Annotated in this window: 13 protein-coding genes; 6 read left to right on the forward strand and 7 right to left on the reverse strand. The window is 45.4% G+C overall.

What is annotated here, in order from left to right; translation table 11 throughout:
• The first annotated feature begins 214 nt into the window (after nt 1–214).
• Nucleotides 215–1,252 (forward strand): DUF4382 domain-containing protein, encoded by a 1,038-nt coding sequence (locus ACZ5ZC_RS01600; RefSeq protein WP_464931689.1) that lies wholly within the window; start codon nt 215–217, stop codon nt 1,250–1,252.
• Between the two features lie 114 nt (nt 1,253–1,366).
• Here the strand turns inward: ACZ5ZC_RS01600 and ACZ5ZC_RS01605 are convergent, their stop codons facing one another.
• Entirely contained in the window at nt 1,367–2,236 is an 870-nt protein-coding gene (locus tag ACZ5ZC_RS01605; RefSeq protein ID WP_006741415.1) for an AraC family transcriptional regulator, read from the reverse strand.
• 125 nt (nt 2,237–2,361) lie between these two features.
• Here ACZ5ZC_RS01605 and ACZ5ZC_RS01610 point away from each other — a divergent pair, with 125 nt between their 5' ends.
• Together ACZ5ZC_RS01610 and ACZ5ZC_RS01615 are read left to right on the forward strand one after the other, a co-directional pair.
• Nucleotides 2,362–3,510, forward strand: a complete 1,149-nt coding sequence (locus tag ACZ5ZC_RS01610) for an aminotransferase-like domain-containing protein (protein WP_054866959.1) — start codon at nt 2,362–2,364, stop codon at nt 3,508–3,510.
• A 414-nt stretch (nt 3,511–3,924) separates the two neighbouring features.
• On the forward strand, nt 3,925–4,953 hold the full coding sequence (locus ACZ5ZC_RS01615) for a hypothetical protein (RefSeq protein WP_054866958.1): 1,029 nt from the start codon (nt 3,925–3,927) through the stop codon (nt 4,951–4,953).
• A gap of 95 nt (nt 4,954–5,048) precedes the next feature.
• On the opposite strand, the gene ACZ5ZC_RS01620 is transcribed toward ACZ5ZC_RS01615, so the two are convergent.
• The gene (locus ACZ5ZC_RS01620) at nt 5,049–5,375 is read right to left on the reverse strand and encodes a DUF4156 domain-containing protein (RefSeq protein WP_020834976.1); all 327 of its coding nucleotides are present in this window, start codon (nt 5,373–5,375) and stop codon (nt 5,049–5,051) included.
• Between the two features lie 224 nt (nt 5,376–5,599).
• Here ACZ5ZC_RS01620 and ACZ5ZC_RS01625 point away from each other — a divergent pair, with 224 nt between their 5' ends.
• On the forward strand, nt 5,600–6,310 hold the full coding sequence (locus ACZ5ZC_RS01625) for a lipoate--protein ligase family protein (RefSeq protein ID WP_054866957.1): 711 nt from the start codon (nt 5,600–5,602) through the stop codon (nt 6,308–6,310).
• Between the two features lie 63 nt (nt 6,311–6,373).
• Here the strand turns inward: ACZ5ZC_RS01625 and ACZ5ZC_RS01630 are convergent, their stop codons facing one another.
• From ACZ5ZC_RS01630 to ACZ5ZC_RS01640, 3 genes are read right to left on the reverse strand one after another with little or no spacing between them, the layout of a single operon-like run.
• Nucleotides 6,374–7,411, reverse strand: a complete 1,038-nt coding sequence (locus ACZ5ZC_RS01630; RefSeq protein ID WP_048624783.1) for an HlyD family secretion protein — start codon at nt 7,409–7,411, stop codon at nt 6,374–6,376.
• A 1-nt stretch (nt 7,412) separates the two neighbouring features.
• Complete coding sequence (locus tag ACZ5ZC_RS01635; protein ID WP_464931690.1) at nt 7,413–8,729, reverse strand: glycosyltransferase family 2 protein; 1,317 nt, start codon at nt 8,727–8,729, stop codon at nt 7,413–7,415.
• Nucleotides 8,716–10,071, reverse strand: a complete 1,356-nt coding sequence (locus ACZ5ZC_RS01640; RefSeq protein WP_054866956.1) for a TackOD1 domain-containing metal-binding protein — start codon at nt 10,069–10,071, stop codon at nt 8,716–8,718. The genes ACZ5ZC_RS01635 and ACZ5ZC_RS01640 overlap by 14 nt, the downstream gene beginning before the upstream one ends.
• Before the next feature lie 717 nt (nt 10,072–10,788).
• On the opposite strand from ACZ5ZC_RS01640, the gene ACZ5ZC_RS01645 reads away from it, so the two are divergent.
• Nucleotides 10,789–12,357 (forward strand): DEAD/DEAH box helicase, encoded by a 1,569-nt coding sequence (locus tag ACZ5ZC_RS01645; RefSeq protein ID WP_464931691.1) that lies wholly within the window; start codon nt 10,789–10,791, stop codon nt 12,355–12,357.
• 105 nt (nt 12,358–12,462) lie between these two features.
• Here ACZ5ZC_RS01645 and ACZ5ZC_RS01650 read toward each other — a convergent pair whose 3' ends face one another.
• Nucleotides 12,463–15,342, reverse strand: a complete 2,880-nt coding sequence (locus ACZ5ZC_RS01650) for an MGH1-like glycoside hydrolase domain-containing protein (RefSeq protein WP_464931692.1) — start codon at nt 15,340–15,342, stop codon at nt 12,463–12,465.
• Between the two features lie 220 nt (nt 15,343–15,562).
• Here ACZ5ZC_RS01650 and ACZ5ZC_RS01655 point away from each other — a divergent pair, with 220 nt between their 5' ends.
• On the forward strand, nt 15,563–16,474 hold the full coding sequence (locus ACZ5ZC_RS01655) for a LysR family transcriptional regulator (RefSeq protein ID WP_005392753.1): 912 nt from the start codon (nt 15,563–15,565) through the stop codon (nt 16,472–16,474).
• Here ACZ5ZC_RS01655 and ACZ5ZC_RS01660 read toward each other — a convergent pair.
• Nucleotides 16,427–17,362: a LysR family transcriptional regulator gene (locus ACZ5ZC_RS01660; protein ID WP_025607263.1), complete on the reverse strand. Its 936-nt coding sequence runs from the start codon at nt 17,360–17,362 to the stop codon at nt 16,427–16,429. The two genes, ACZ5ZC_RS01655 and ACZ5ZC_RS01660, sit on opposite strands and share 48 nt — an antisense overlap.
• Nucleotides 17,363–17,417: the final 55 nt, after the last annotated feature.

A 17,417-nucleotide genomic window follows, 5' to 3' on the forward strand; every position in this document is an offset into this window, starting at 1 on the left:
GTTATTGATGTATATCTCCGCTCATTTTTTGAGCGACACATTCTTAACCATAGCACTTCATTGAGCACAATATCGTCGATTTGAGCACACTTTTACTGAACGTCTTAATGATGGTTCGTCACTGTTTTCGACCCGGTAACTCCGCTCGTTGTTATTCTGTATTTTGTCAATAATAAGCTACATTTAATACACTTCTCATAAAAAGGTACATCTAATGAACAGCATGAAAATTGGCCTAATCAGTGCATCAATAGCCGTTGCACTTATTGGCTGTAATTCAGACAGTGACTCTGTCAGTACAATGACTCCTGTTACTTTGTCCGTATCAGATGCCCCTATTGATGACGTATCAGAAGTGGTGATCACATATAACAAAGTTGCATTTCTTCCTCTGGATGGTGGCACACCACAAGTATTCGATGTGTATAAAACAGACGAAGAAGGCAATTTGGTCGACGAAGATGGTAACCCCCTTCCCGAAGGTGAAGATCCACTCCCACTAAGTGTTAACTTACTCAATTTCCAAGGCAGTGACGCGCAGGAATTGGTGGATGATGAACTGATACCAACTGGTAATTATAAACTCTGCGTGTTTGTTAATGATGGCGATCATCCAAACTACCCATCGTATGTGATTGACGAAGCGACAGGAAATCAAATCCCACTGACCGTCAAAGGTGATGGTGCTTGCCCACAAGGTGTCGGAAAGGATCCTGACTCTGGAGTACTGTTCTTTAACAACACCTTTGCAGTCAACCCTGACAATAATGAGTTCGTAGTTGAATTTGATCTGCGCCGTGGCTTAAAAGACGGAACAGGCCAAAACGAAGGCTACAGCATTCAACGCACCTCCGTCACTTTAATTAACACGGTTACAACGGGGGAGATTCAGGGTGATGTCGCAACATTGACCTATCAAAGCTGCGAAACGGATACCCCAAGTGCAAATGGATATTCGCACGCGGTCTACTTATATCAAGGAAATATCGCCGAAGAAAACATGGGGCCATTTGCCGGCGCAGAAGGCCAAGCAATGCCAATCGCAGCAGCGAACGTGGTTCAAGACGTTGATGATGCAAATTACGAGTACGAATTCGGTTTTGTAGAACCTGGTACTTACTCGGTCGGTTATACCTGTACGGCAAATGACGATTCTGAAGAAGGTATTGTCGCTGGCGAAACTTTCAGCATTTATCAATCAACTAGCGGACTTAACGTATCCGTTGGTACTGATACAGACGCAAACTTTTAAGATCCCCTAGAAATGGCAGAGTCAGCACAAGCTCTGCCTTTTCTTCATGGCGCTCTTGGTCAGTTCTTTGCTCACCACAAACCGACTCACACGATAATACGTTCATTTTCATCCTTAGAAGAAGCTAATGGGTAGATAGAAATCCAGCTCAAACGCCTCATCATGGCTGAGAAAGTGATTTTTATGATAATGAACATAAGCGGGTGTAGAACGCTGTTTAAAGCCAGAGTTAGGCAACCACTTCTCTAGTACCATACTCAGTTGAGGAAGAAGCTCACCATATACGCCCGTTAAGCGAAAGACGGCATGTAAACCGCCTGGGATGGTCATTTGATTCACGACGCCGCGCACTTTGAGCGGCGTATCAATCGCCATACAAGCCACATAACGACACTTGTCGAGTTCGACCCAAGCAGGATTGGAGTGATGCAAGCCGTATTGAACCGAAAAGTCCCGATTCTCAGAACTTGCCCACGCTTTCAAAATCAGCCACGCGTTGCGAATGGAACGGCTATAACCCTCATGCCGTACATACGCCGCAAAGCGTTGTGGAACCTCCATAATTTTAGGTTCTGGCAACTCGCGTTTCGCAACACGATGATAACCCGCTGCTACTTCCGGATCCTTCAAATACGGTTTTTCTGCGACTTGTAAATCATGCTTTCGCCACGCACCAGGTGACATAGCGAACGTCGCTTTAAACGCTCGGCTAAAAGAAGATACCGAGCTAAAGCCGCACTTGTTAGCAATGTCTAACACCGATGAGCTGGTATCAAACATAAGTTGATTGGCAGCGTATTCCATTCTTGTACGGCGGATATATTGATGGATGGACTCCCCCACTACATCTTTAAAAATACGGTGGAAGTGTTGTTCAGAATAGGCTGCTACATCCGCCAGCTCTTTAGCCGATAACTCTCTGCTAATGTCCTGGTGAATGTAAAACAACACGTCATTGATTCTGGAAACTTGTTGATGGCTCACGGAGTAAACTTTCGCTCAAATAGCATAAATGGACATGTTTAACAGCATAAATGGACACACCAAGCTTGGCAATTTACCTATACTATTTCTGACATAAAAAAAGACAATTACGAGAAGCACAGCACATGGAAATCGCACAGTCATTACAACAAACTAAGTCATCCTACATTCGAGAGATCCTCGCAGCAGCGAGCGATAAGAATGTCATTTCTCTTGCGGGTGGCTTACCGGACGAAAAAACCTTCCCGATCGACTTAATGAAACCGACGCTAGAAAACCTCGCGAACATGCCAGAGGTGTTTCAATACGGCGCAACAGCAGGCTACGCACCGCTACTTAATTTTTTGACCGATTATTACCAGCTACCAGAATCTCATTTGGCGATGATCACAACGGGTTCTCAGCAAGGGCTAGATTTGATCGCGCGTGCGTACGTGAATCCGGGCGATAAAGTGGTGATGGAAGCACCAAGCTACCTTGGAGCCATGCAAGTATTCGGTTTAGTTCAAGCCAATATCGTGACCGTTTCGCAAACCGAGTGTGGCCCAAACCTTGAAGAACTCGAGCAATGCTTTTCCACACAGCAACCAAAAATGTTCTACGCCGTACCCGATTTTCACAACCCAACGGGCGTATGCTGGGCACTAGAGACTCGCCAAAAAGTTGCCGAGCTTTGTATCCAATACGACGTTGTATTCATTGAAGACGCACCATACCGCGAGCTGCGTTTTTCTGGTGAAGCACTGCCGCTGGTTTCGGAATTCTGCCCGCAGCACTCCATCGTGCTGCGTTCATTCTCCAAAATCGCCTCACCAGGTTTGCGTATTGGTGTGGTAACCGGAAAACGCAGTTACCTTGAGCCACTCATCAAAATCAAACAAGGAGCAGATCTGCACTCTAGTATTCCTATGCAAGCATTGCTGCATGGTCTACTGCAACATCACAACTTCGAAACACACATTTCAACCATCTGCGCCCTTTACAAATCGCGTTACGATGTCATGTTTGCTGAGCTGCAAAAACAGCTGCCAGAAAGTTGCGTACTCAAACCTGTCGATGGTGGCATGTTTGTCTGGGTCGAAATTCCAGAATGCGACACGTTCGAACTGGCGAAAACTCTACTCGCAAACTGGGTTGCTGTGGTGCCAAGCCCGGTATTCTATCCGGAAGGTTCCAAGGTAAAAGCCGCTCTGCGTCTTAACTTTACCAATGCCACACCAGAAGAACTGACGACGGCTGTCACTCGACTTGCGGATGTACTTAACACTTTGTAATTGAGTACCCCGCGTTAGAACCTGCCTTTGAGATTCGAAAAAATTCTCAAAGGCAGCATCAAAAAAGTTCCCAAAAAAAATTTATATTTTTCCTTCAAATCAACTCTCTACAGTAAGTGCCTGTTTTCTCTTGATCCTCTCACTCATATAAAAGTGAGAAGCTAATCACATATTTGATGGTTAGAAAAGTTACGTCTATCTTTCAGACAAAAGACATCAACTTCGCAGCATTAATGCTCTCAATTTCAGACACTTTACTCAGTCGTGGCTTAGCGATTGAAAAATCGACTAGAAAGCATCTGCAGGCATGCCCACTACGAAGGATTGACCAGAACCATTCTGAATGTCGCGAGCCAGTCGCTTGATTGGCAATTACGTCAGTGAATCGCACCAAATGACAGAGGGGTTATCAGGATGAACACTCGAACCACGACAGGACTCGTCGCCACTGGCTGGTCCGTTATCTTTTCACTTTTTACCGCATTCGCCGCGTATGCGAATACGTCTCCAAACTGTAGTGATGTTTTAGCGGGCAACACAACTGCCGTATCGCAAAAAATGATGGTTTTACTGGGCGAAGACATCACTAAATCCAACCGCATCACCACAGTGATTCCAGCCGAAAACAATCCATTTGTAACCGAAGAATTGGTCTCGGTTTCCAATGACGTATCGCCCAATGGACGTTTGCCACAAAAGACATTGGAAGAGATCCGAAAAGTACGCTCAGATTTAGAAAAAGCCGCACAGGAAGTAAGCCGATTACAAGGTACTTTTGAAGTCGCATTTGTTAGCTTGATTGATGGCTACTGCCAGTTCTCGAATCACGAACTTACTCAGCATGCCAAAATCGACTTTGACCATTTGGAAGGTCTAACGCTGTATTCAATCCCAGCGCTGTTGGCAATGGTGGATCAATCGTACGCGATGGCTGAAAACCGCCTAGCAAACGAGCAAAACCAATTGAGCAACATTGAAAAAGAAAAACAGAGGCAGAAACAGCAAGCAAGTGCTGCGGCAGCCGCTCGTTACCAAGACGGTAACGTGTTGGTGAAAGTCGAGAATTTTGATGGTTCTAACGTGATGTTTTCCGTCACAAACGTCGGTTCACAAGGTTCATTGCAGCCAAACTTCAACACATTTAGCGCCTATCGCACCGAAAGTGGAGAGTTGGTCTATAAGTCAGAATCTTTACTGCATCTGGCTGATACGGCAGGCAACACGCTGCAAACTATGGGCATTGCGGAGCTTTCCTCTAAGAATGGAAACAACTTGTCAATCTCTCCGGGTGAAACCCGAAAATTCGTCACCAGTATCGCTTCAGAAGTCGCACCACACGCGCAATTAAGCTTAGAGTTTCCAGCCAAAGTGCTCAATACAGAGCAAGATTTCACGCTGTCGTTTTCCGACTCTGTCGCGGTAGCAACAGCCAATGTGAATTAACGGCGAGAGAGAACATAACGAACAAACCCACGTTTGTTGAGCGCATCAAAGACAGGCGAGCAACGCCTGTCTTTCAGTTATGAGCAAGCAAATCGCTACTGTTTGCACTTGTATGCGTTTGCAAACATCGTCACTGACGTAGAAAAGCTTAACGGTTGGTATAAATACAAGGTATCTGCGCCTAAATCTGCCGCCTTGATGCGCATTTGGTTTAGCGTCCCCCATACCATGTCTTTATCTGCGTGAAGCCAGTAGTCGTAAAAGTGCCCTTCTGAGCCGATCACGGTACCCATTAGTTCACAGTTTTCAATCGCATTCACATTGTCCCAAAGCACCTGTACTTGCTCAGATTCTTGAGTTGGGAACGTCACACACCCCGTTAATGATGCCGCTAACGCGAGACACATCACTCGCTTTTTCATATTCATATCGCCAAAAAATTTTATAGATGGCGGATTTTATGAGTTGCTTATGCGATGACCAACAAAATATTTCTATCGCGCGTTCAAGTAGAACTAATGGACAACGGAAAAACCAAAAAGTGGCCACGCATCTAACGAGTAAAAACCTCGCAATCACAGACCTAGCAATAAAACCGTATCTGAGATAAAACAGTAACGATTAAATACACACAAGGGATAGAGTTTTGGTTGCTAAGAATAAGCTAATTCGCTTCACAGCTACGGAAGTCGCTGATGCATTTGAAAAAGAAGATGAGCTCATTAAACAAGTTCAGTCCAACCAACTCTCGCAAGTGCTATTACTTTGGCAAGTAAAAAGCCCGACGCTCGTGCTTCCCGCAGGTAAAAAGTGGCCTATTTCTAACGAGTTAGAACATGCGTTAAATGCGTCTGGCTGGAAACTCTTTTCCCGTAAAACTGGTGGTGCCCCCGTCCCTCAAGTACCGGGTATTATTAATCTATCCCACATCTATCACTGGCCAGACGGTGAGCCTTACGACATCAAGAAAGCGTATCTCGATTTGTGTGCGATATTAACGGTTTTCTTTAAACAGCTCGGCGTGAAAGTGGATGTTCATGCTACGCCTTATTCCTACTGCGATGGCGAGTACAACCTCAACATTGGCGGGCAAAAAGTCGTGGGAACCGCGCAGCGTGTTTTACTTAAAAAAGGCGGCGGACAAGTGGTATTGTCACAAGCATGCATTCTGATTGATGCCGACGTCGAGAAGATTGTCGAACCAGTACGAATGTGTAATCAGCTTTGTGGTCACAGCGATGATATTCGTGGCGATGTCCACACACCGCTCTTCAATCATATATCCGACCGCCTCTCGATAGATTCACTCTTTCAGCAACTGACTAGCGCGTTTTTAATGCATGCTAAAGGCGACTAAAGGCGCGTTAACAACCAAAAAAGAAAAGGAGCTTTCGCTCCTTTTCTACTCAATCAACCAACGTTAAAAGCGAACTTCCACTTCGACCCCTTCAATCCATCGACTTTTTTCCAACGGCTCATCAAAGCTCAGTGTGACTTTTAAATAGGCTGGCTGCCCTTCAAATGGGCTTTGAAGTTCTGAAGGCAATTTGTTCACAACCTCAACTGGCTTCGATACCGTCGCTCTAAACTTTCGACCATCAGGAAATACGACTTTTGCTTTGGTTTCCATATTACTGTATTCGAGGTATTTAGGATTTAGAAAAGCCGTAATTTCAGGTGTCACGTTGCGAGCAATCGTGAGCAATGGCGTATTTTCCGATACATTTTGCCCCTCATGCACATGAATATCGAGTACACGACCGTTCATCGGGGAACGGAAGGTGAGATCTTCTTGTTGAGCACGCTTTACTACCAGCTCACGCATTAAAGAACGATACTCTTGTGTCACTGGACCAGCCAACTCTAACTCTTCCAAGTTACGCATCGCATCCACATAAGCAATTTTCTGACTGCTTAACTGATTACTCAGTGAGTTATTCACACTCACAATAGCCGCGTAATCCACCTCAGACACTTGCCCTTTCTTTCTGTAAAGGTCGTATTTTTTCTGAATATCACGGACCTTCTTCAAGCCTTCGGCTGAGCTTTCAATAGCACTTTTGTATAGCTCATCAGTACTTTGCACCTGATTTTTAGACAGTTTCACCAGCTCATCTTTAATGAAATCAATCTCTTTATTCAACGCATTATCTTTTAACAACAGCAGCGCTTGATCCTGAGTCACTTCCGTACCGACATTCACAGGCACTGGCCCAACAATGGCAGAGCGAGTTGCCGTCACCGTAAGTGGATGTGACGTGATAATGGCAGGCGCCGTCACTAACACTTGCGTTCTAAACAAGTAATAAGCCATAAACAAAAGCGGACTGATTACAATCGCTAAAATCAAGTACCAACGGAGACGATAACCGCCACGCTTTGCCTGTCCGTAGACGACTTTCATCCCGTTCTCAGACTGCGGTTTGTTTTTCTTATCTAAGTGAAAGTTAACTTTCATACTAAAACTTTTTACCTCGCTTCAATACCCACCAAGGTGCCATACTCGACTCTTCATGACTTCTCCTCACAACCTCATTAACCATTGAGAAAGCGGTAATCAAACGCATGAAAAACTGGTAGACAGGGTAAAGAAATAACCATTTCGCTGACTTCAAATCCTCTTTCTTTCTCTCTGATACAAGCCCAATGTAGACAACAAAAATCAGAGCAGATAAGAAGAGGTAGACAAAATAGAGCATTAGCATCAACGCCAATACAAATTTAAGTGGATAGACAATCACCATGTACACGCTAAATATCACCACAAGCAGCGGCAATAAAACGTTTTGAATCACGCCATAAGCCAGAGTGAATAAAAAGTTCCCCCAACCAAGTAGCCGTGGAGACAACCCTTCATTGTGTTTACGCAAAAACAAAAACAATAAATCGCCATCCCAACGCAGCCGCTGCAATACCAAACCTTTCAACGTATCTGGCACATCAGTATGGCCGATGGAGTGCGTCGAAAAAGCCAATTTATTATCAGGGTAACGACGTTTGTATTGCTTCAAGCGCATGGTTAAGTCGAGATCTTCTGCGGTATGCGTATCCCAGCCCCCCACTTGCTTAAGCAGGTTCTTCCGAAACGCTCCGAATGCGCCAGAAATGTTATTGAGAACACCCCAAGTCGCCATCCCCGTTTTACCGGCTTGCATCGACAGCATGTACTCCAAGGATTGCATTTTGGTCAACAAGTTGGCGTTATGGTTGCGAACTCTTAACGCACCACCGCTTGCAATCACATTTTTATCCGCAAACTGTTTCATCATGGTGAAGACCATGTCGTTATCGAAAGACGTATCTCCATCCACGTTAATGACGATTTCACCACTAGCCATTGATAAGCCGGCATTCAGTGTTGAAACCCGGCCTCCTCGTTGCCATTTGGGCAACACGCGCACTTTACGATTACGAACGCCTGCATGCCTTTTCTCACCATTTAACGCGGCTTGATAGGTATCTTGGTTTTGTACCGCCCCATCAACCACAGCAAGTACTTCAATATGACCTGGGTAAACTTGCTCAACTAACGTATCGATAGTGATCCCAATCGCATCACCTTCACCATAACAAGTAATAACGAAACTCACTGAAGGAAACCGCTTTAATTCTGGGTCTTCTTGCGCATATGACCAACGAAATATCCCTGTTAGCACCAGCAAATATAGAGGTAGCTCGATAATGATCATGACGGGAAACAGCAATAGCCATAACTCTTCGTTGTGAAGTAGTATACCTCGAAGATAGTCGAGCAGAACGAGACTATCTTGCAGCATAAATCTCACCCATCAGCGATTCCATCCAAACAGAAACACCGTCTTCAATGATCGGATCGGGCAGGTCCCAAACAAAGACATCCAACTCAAACTCTTCGTCTTCAACAAGTTCACCCAGATCCGATAATTTTTGCTGTAAAATGGACAGGCTCGCGTTGGTCGTATTTGGCATTAGGACAAGCAACACATCCTGTTTGTACTGACAACAGATATCGGTATCTCTAAACAAGCTGCTAAGACGACGCGTCAGTTGATCCATTAATGAGAACAATTTTGCATCGCCATATTGCTTACCGTATTCATCGATCGTCGGTAAATGCAGTCCAAGTAGAAGGTGCTGTTCTTTGTGTCTCAGCGCGACTTTATTTAACCATGCAAGCAAATTTTGGAAAAAGCTGACTTCCACTTTGCCTTTGATCGAGAGTTCAGGAGCTTGAATGGACTTACCGTGTTGGAAAATGTATTCACCCACTTCACCAAGTCGATATTGGTAAATTTTACGGACAACAAGCTCTTCAACTTTGATCTTTGAGTCACAACTTAAACATTGACTGATCGTCGCCGCTTCAACAAATAAACTGGAGCAACTATTACAAACGTGGTTTTCAAGCGGGCGATCATAATCAACGCCGATATGGCGCAGCTGAGTCAAACATTTGGGGCACTCGAGCTTTCCACGGCGCTGAAAGCTGTGTTGTTCACCAACATGGCCACAAGTGAAACAGTGCAAAGAGCTTTGAGAGTCGATATCGATGCTGCTGCAATCCGGGCACACCTCTACATAATTCAAGTGTCCGCTGTTGCAATGAGAACAAACACGAATTCTATCGATCAGTACTTCCGCTTCTAAGACTCCGCGACCTTGCTCTGAGAGCACGTATCGATAAGTCGAATAAATATCAGGAAACAACATATCAATGATTGGGTACGAATAAACCGACATAGACTCTAAACTTTTTAAAGCAGTCACTCTTCGCTGACGATTGACCCCAAGCCAACCAATCAAAGGATCTAACACTTCCGGTTCATCAATGGCATCGAGCTTGCTCTGAATGGATCGCCAAATTTTTATTGATTCTCTAGCTTCAAAGACACCGTCGGTAACGCATCGAGAATAAGGGGTTTCCACGGTGACATAAACCGCCCAAGACCAACGCCCTTTCTCCTGATAAAACGCTTTCAGCGCGGTATCTATTTGGTGTGGATCTTGATAAGCAATACACACCATGCCACCGAGTCCCGTTGCCACCTCATCAATATGATTAACCAAAACCATATCTTCAGCTAATTCACTGACAGGCTGTTCACCAACCCAGTAGAAATTGTTATTTATTGACGACATTTTATTAGTTCTCACAACCACAAAATTAATTCATAACATCAGAAATATAGAACTTGCAGTAACAAAGCACTCTAGGTAGACAAGCCTTGCCACCGTTAAATACAACAATAGAACAAATATTTAGAGAGCTTTAACTCAGGCAGTAAAAGCAGAAAGATCTCTGAATAAAGTGTGAAGGAGGCCGTGAGTAGAGAAATCGGATAGCAAAGCGCATAGTACAACCTTTGTTAGCAAGCTGGGATAATAGTGCGATTTGATGCTGAATGAGATCCTTGCATTCACATCAAGCTCATTGTTTTATATCAGTCGATTCCTTTCTGCTCAGCATTTAACCACACCGACATGTGTCAAATCTGAGACTTGGTAATACTTTACTAACTAATTTCCATTAAAATTGAGTGGCAAAACACTGAATAACATTCAATCATTCTGATTATTTATCAAACAAGTACTTTTAAGCCGTTTGAGTGATTAATAATCACCATTTGTCTCGCTGTTTTTTCCGAAAGAACACGTAACACATTCAAACTACAGAATGAATCTACGTCACTTTTCTATGCTCTTTTTTGTTCAAAAAAGAAATGAGATCCGGTTCAAATATTTATCCATAACAGAATTAGTTGAAGCCAGCGCGTAAAAGCCTCAGAATGTCGCACTTTTCGTACCGATTTGTTTTCGGCGCGTTGTTATCTAACTCTACAATTGAGAATCATACATATGGGTTTTACCTCTTTAGGTCTATCTGCTCCAATCCTTAAAGCTATTCAAGAAAAAGGCTACGACACCCCTTCGCCAATTCAGGCAAAAGCAATTCCTGCTATTTTGGAAGGGAAAGACGTAATGGCAGCAGCGCAGACTGGTACAGGTAAAACTGCAGGCTTTACGCTACCGATTCTTGAGCGTTTATCGAACGGCCCTCGCGTTCGTGCTAACCAAGTTCGTGCACTTATCCTGACGCCAACACGTGAGCTTGCGGCTCAGGTGCAAGAAAACGTATTTATGTACGGCCGTCATCTTCCACTAAGCAGTGCGGTTGTTTTTGGCGGTGTGAAGATCAACCCGCAAATGCAGCGTCTTCGCAAAGGTGCGGATGTGTTGGTCGCGACACCAGGCCGCCTAATGGATTTGTACAACCAAAATGCGGTGAAGTTCGACCAACTGGAAGTTCTGGTACTGGATGAAGCAGACCGCATGTTGGATATGGGCTTTATCCGCGACATTCGCAAAATCCTAGCCCTGCTACCAAAACAACGTCAGAACCTACTTTTCTCGGCGACTTTCTCGGATGAAATCCGCGACCTTGCGAAAGGCTTGGTGAACAACCCGGTTGAGATTTCCGTTAACCCGGCAAACTCGACAGCGAGAACGGTTGAGCAAAGCATCTACCCAGCAGACGTGAAGAAGAAAGCACCGATGTTGGTTAAATTGATCAAAGACGGCGATTGGAAGCAAGTGCTGGTGTTTACGAAAACGAAACACGGCGCAAACCGTCTGGCGAAGTTCCTTATCGAACAAAACCTACCTGCTGCTGCCATCCACGGCAACAAGAGCCAAGGCGCACGTACCAAAGCACTGGCGGATTTTAAATCGGGTGAAATTCGTGTGTTGGTCGCGACGGACATTGCTGCGCGCGGTATCGATATTCCTCAATTGCCGCAAGTGGTGAACTTTGAGCTACCTAAAGTGGCAGAAGACTACGTTCACCGTATTGGTCGTACTGGCCGCGCGGGCGAAGTAGGTAAAGCTATTTCACTGGTATGTGCGCTAGAAGCATCTGAGTTGTTTGCGATTGAACGTTTGATTCAAGAAGTGCTACCACGTAAAGAGTTGGAAGGTTTTGCGCCAACCAATGTAGTGCCAGAATCCAAACTGGATACTCGTCCAATCAAACCGAAAAAACCTAAGAAGCCGAAAAAACCAAAAGCGCCAAATGCTGCGGGTGAAAACGCTCCAGCAACCGAAAAGAAAGCGGGCAATGGCGCAAACAAACCTAAGCGTCGCTTCAACGGTGGTAACAACGGCAACAAAAACAGCACCAACCAAAGCGGTGCGGACAAGCCTAGAGGCAACCGTGAAGGCCAAGGTCGTGCAAACAGTAAACCAGATGACCGCAAACCTAACGGCAACAAGCCAAATGGCAATAAACCGAATGGAAATAAACCAAACGGTAATAAGAGTGGCAACGCTGGTAAACCGTCTGGTAACCGCAAGCCAAACAATGCTAAGCCTGCAGGAAACAAACCATCAGGTCAGCGTCGTAAGCCTCGTCCACAGGCCGCAAACTAATCTGCAAACAGCCCCGATAGAAAATACAACAAAGCCGCTGATAATCTCAGCGGCTTTGTTTTTCTTAGAACACAGTTTTTTAGAACACAGCTTTGTTAAAACAGCCTACATTAAAGATGTGATTCGAATATCTGCGATTTGCGCTTCGTTCTTTTCACCCTCAATACCACCAGCGTAGATGTAGGTTTCATTCGATGTGAGGTAACTCATATTGAAGTGGTCCTTCAGCGCGATCTGATAGGTTTTCCCCTGCTCCAACGCTACTTCAATTGGCGTTGAGTAACGCATACCTTGGTTTTCACCAATATGGCCCATCTGCAAGTAACCTTGACCAACAACTTTACCTGTATCATCCAATACCTCTAACAATTTCACGGTGTTCGTGATGCCGGTATTAAGTTGCCCTAGGTTATTGTTGTACCAAGCATCGAACTGGTAAGTGCCCGTTACAGGAGCTGTAAACGACTCTGCACCTTTTACGATGCCACTGTCTTTGCTCACCGTAACCACTGAGACAGTGTCTTTGAGTGGCTGATATTCGCCATCAAGTTTGATGCGGATCTCTTCACCGACACAAACCGGTTGGCTTGGGTTAGAACGGAAGCCTTTATCGTTAATGCTTTCAGCCAAATAACAAGCAAAACCTGTTGGCGTATCGGAATAAGATTGAGCAATCACGTTCTTTTGAATCAGCTCGCCATTGCGATACAAGTTCACGTTGTACTTGCTCGTCACATCAATCGAAACCGAATTATCAACGCTTGTTACCACCAATGTTGGCTCTTGCGGAGAATAAACGCGGCTATCTTCACTCACATACGGTTTCACACCAGAAACTAAAGTAATGCTGCTATCTGCATTCACAAGCGCGCCCAGTGTCACGTGGAAGTGCCCCTCTTCGTCCATCGTGACATTTTCAACTGGGTAGTAGCCTGTTTCATCTTTGCTTACTTCAGGCAAGTCAATCGTTACCGAGTAGTTCTTTCCTTTGAAGGCAAAGTTTTCCAACGTGATTTGTTCAGACTGAGCCAACAAGTTATTGCGCACCCAACTTGTGATAAATGGCTTCACTTCCAACTTACCTGTTTCGGTATGGATGCCGAATAGGGTCTCTACCACCATGTTCAAGTAGCCACCCACAGACCAAAGCTGACGTTGAGAGTTAATCACTGGGCCATCCATGCTTGGATCTTCACCATGATCACTATGGATGATGAATGACTTACCAGAAAGCCACTCTAAGTTTTCCATGTTGGATAAATTGGTTGCCGTACCACGAACCAACGATTGAATGGCATTGTTCGCTGCTGCCACGTTTTGTGTTTGATGCGCGGCGCGCAAGCTGTACGCGGTAACAAATGGCCAAATTGCGCGGTTATGGTACACAGGCACGTCTGGTTGTTGAGGGAAATAAACCGGCACGCCAAACTCACTGTGTGGGTAATTGGCCATGATTTGTTTCGCCTGCGCATCACTTGCCACACCACTGATGATCGCAAGTGCTTCGCCCAACATGTCATATTTGTCGACCGCGATGTCTTTGCCATTATCAAACAAATAACTTACGTACATACCGCGTTCGGCATTCCAAAACTGCTCGTTGATAGCGGTTTTTAGCTGTGCAGCCCACTCGGTGTATTTGACCGCGTTGGTTGAATCGTACTTCTCTGCCAACTTAGCCGCGAGATGAATCGCGCGGTAGTGAACCACGTTTGTCGATAACGCTTTGCTGCTACCAATCGCATTGACATCGTTTGGCGTCCACGTTGAATACGTTTGCTCACGCCAATCGAGGAATGATTGCTCACCAGTGTATAAACCAGATTTCGCATCAAAAGCCGCCAGGCGATCGGCTTCAAGTGTATTACTGATCGCTTTGTAAGCGCGCTCGGCAAATTGGTTGTACTCTTCTCCATCCAATGCCGAAAGTAAGCGTTCTGCACCAAGCGCCCAAGTCGTGCGGTCGGTACTAATTGGCCAGCTGCCGCCAGTGCCCGTGTCTTGCACAATCTGCTCGCCATCGTATTGCTGATCGGTCGTGTCGCGGAAAGCGGACAATTTGAAATTCAAACCATTTTGCACGCGAGTTGGATTCATCAATGCAAGCGAAAGGTCTGCTGCGTACGCCAAATCACGCGTCCATACGTAATGCCACTTCGCGCCCGTCTCAAAAACTTCCGCTTTGATTGGGTTGTTGTAGTTGTAATTGCCGTCTTTGATTTCAGAAACGGCAAGCTGGTCTAGCTCTTTCATCGTCAACGCAAACAACGCATCAAACGCGACATCGCCCGACACCACTCGCGGCCCTGTTTGTTCATTAATCACTAAGCCTTGGTCGAGCGCATCACGCAATTCTGTCGTCGTTGAAATACCAAATTCACGCAGCTCAGCTTTAGGATCTTTCACCGAGAAAATCACGGTATCACTCGAGTCATCGTAATTGGCGAACAGTTTCACTTCTTTACTCTGATGCCCTTGATGCACCATTGCAGGGTCGAGAATCGCATCAGAGTAGTATTTTTCCGCTTCTTCTTGCGTTGCTTTCGTCACAGTCATTGTCGCGCGACTTTCATCGGCAAAGCTCACAGAAAACTTGTAATACCCTTTGTCTTCAAACGTGATCTCAGAGTTACAATCATCGTTCATACACGCTTCATTTGTGTCTGGTTTTGGCAGGTACTCCTGAGCTTTATCGAACGCCGCGGGCTCCTCAAAATAGGTGTATTGGATCTGCCAACCCGGATCAGCAATCTTGAACTGATTGCTACCTCGAGCGACGCGCAGTACGGTTTCGTACTCGTTATTACCCAAATAGTTTAGCTTGGCATGCTCTGCCGTGCCCCAATCCCCATTTAAACCACGTAAATATAAGTCGGCTGAAATAATTGGTTTGTCGACCTGCACAGGCGCATCAGAGGAATCTGACCCACACCCAGCAAGACCAATACAAGACGCGACAGCAAGCGCAATAAAACTCGGTTTCATGTTCATCCCTTAGATTGTTGTTTTAGCGACAGTCTAAAGAACACCCTTTTGAGGGGAAAATAGGAAGTCAGGAGCGAGCTATAGATAACATCTATACGTCAAACCCCAACAGTGATGTAGATCTATGAAATGCGCATAATTTCAATCAAATGAGATTACAGATTTGTGATTTATAAATGAAATTGTGCAAAATACCCCTCGTTCTTAGAGGGGAAAGAAAATGGACAAATCTCTGCAGCAATTTTTACTGGTTGCACGCTGTCAAAGCATCAGCGCTGCGGCAAGAATGGCAGGGTTAAGCCAGCCAACGGTAACAAGCAATTTAAAGAAGCTGGAAGAGAATCTCGGCGTGACGCTGTTTGAACGTCACCCTAATGGCATGGTGTTGACCGAATACGGGCGCATCCTCTATCGCCATAGCAACGCAATGCAGCATGAATACAACCAAATGATGCAAAGCATTGATGAACGGAAACAGTACCAAGTCGGAAAAATTAAAATGGGTACTGGCGATGCGTGGTGGCCGCTGTTCGTCAAACAAGCACTCAATGAACATCTGACCAAGCAGCCATCGGCATCTACGCACGTCGAATTTGGCAACCACTTAGGCTTGATGGATTCATTAATCAACGAACAGATTGAATTCTTCATCGGCCACGAGATTGTCGGCTTGTCGTCTAAATGCGATGTTACGTTTATTCCGTTATTTCAAACGGTTGATGCCTATTTTGTTTCCCCAAACCATCCACTGCTAGGGAAAACCGTCACCGAAGAGATGCTGCACGAATACCCCGCTCTTTCGGTCACTTATGACGCTAAGAAATTCGCTCACGTCATCGATAACCCAATCCCGAAACAAAATGAACGCGAAAGGCAGCAACTGGATGATAGACCGACTTACGAAGTGGATTCTCTGCTCGCCAGTATTGATGTACTGAAAGAAAGCGTCGCGGTGATGTCTTATACCGGCCACCTGAAACCGTATTTGGAATCCTTTGGCTTACGATGCTTAACCATGGAAAACGAACCAAACCCTGGCACCGTCGGGATTTATCGCCACCGCCGAGAAACTTCTGAATCGCATCTAGATCTGATTGCTGGTATCACTCAGCGCGCTAAATTGCTCAACTAGAAAGTCCAAAAAAAGGCGAACTCTTTTCGGTTGATATTGGCGGCTTTGATAAATGACATGCAGATCCGCTTCAGCGCCTTGCGAAAAGGCGCTGAAGTTTTTCATATACCCATCCAAAACCGTTACTAAACGTTGTTGTTTTAGGTCTTGCTGAATATCTAAAATCGATTTCAACGCAATCCCCGCACCGTCCAACGCCCATTGTCGAATCACTTCACCATCATCAGAAAAGCGCTTTGGCGTGACCGTGATCGTTTGGTGAGACTCTTCATCTTTAAAGTGCCACGTTTTTAATTCTTCATTGCTGCGCACCATGGCTAAGCAGCGATGATCCGCGAGATCTTGTGGACAGTTTGGGACACCTTGCTTCGCCAAGTAATCAGGTGACGCGCACAGCACGCGTTGACTCGACGCCAGCTTGCGCGAAATGAGATTGCTGTCCGCTAACTCGCCGTAACGAATCACCAAATCGAGCCCCGATTCAGCCAAGTTCGACAAATTGTCATTAAGATAAAGATAAGGCGTCACATCCGGATATTGCTCAGAAAAAGCCGACACCATCGGCGAAATAATTTGTTTGCCAATATCTCGTGGAGCTGAAATTTTCAACGTTCCGCGCACTTCCGAAATACCAGTTTGAAGTAAGTTTTCCGTCTCTTTCACGCTATCAATGATGTTCAGACAAGCTTGATGGTACATTGCCCCTGCGTCCGTGAGTGATACGTGGCGTGTGCTTCGGTTGAGCAGCTTTACGCCATAGCGTTCTTCTATCGCTTGCAGCCTTGCCGTTACCGTCGCCGGAGATAAACCTAACTCCCTTCCCGCCGCTGCCAGACCTTGATGTTTAACGATGCTGACAAACAACGTCATATCCGAAAACTTATCCATCTTCGCGCCCTTATTATTTGGAAAAACTGAATAATCAATTCAGATATTACCCAAT

It is taken from the genome of Vibrio sp. JCM 18905, assembly GCF_055393305.1.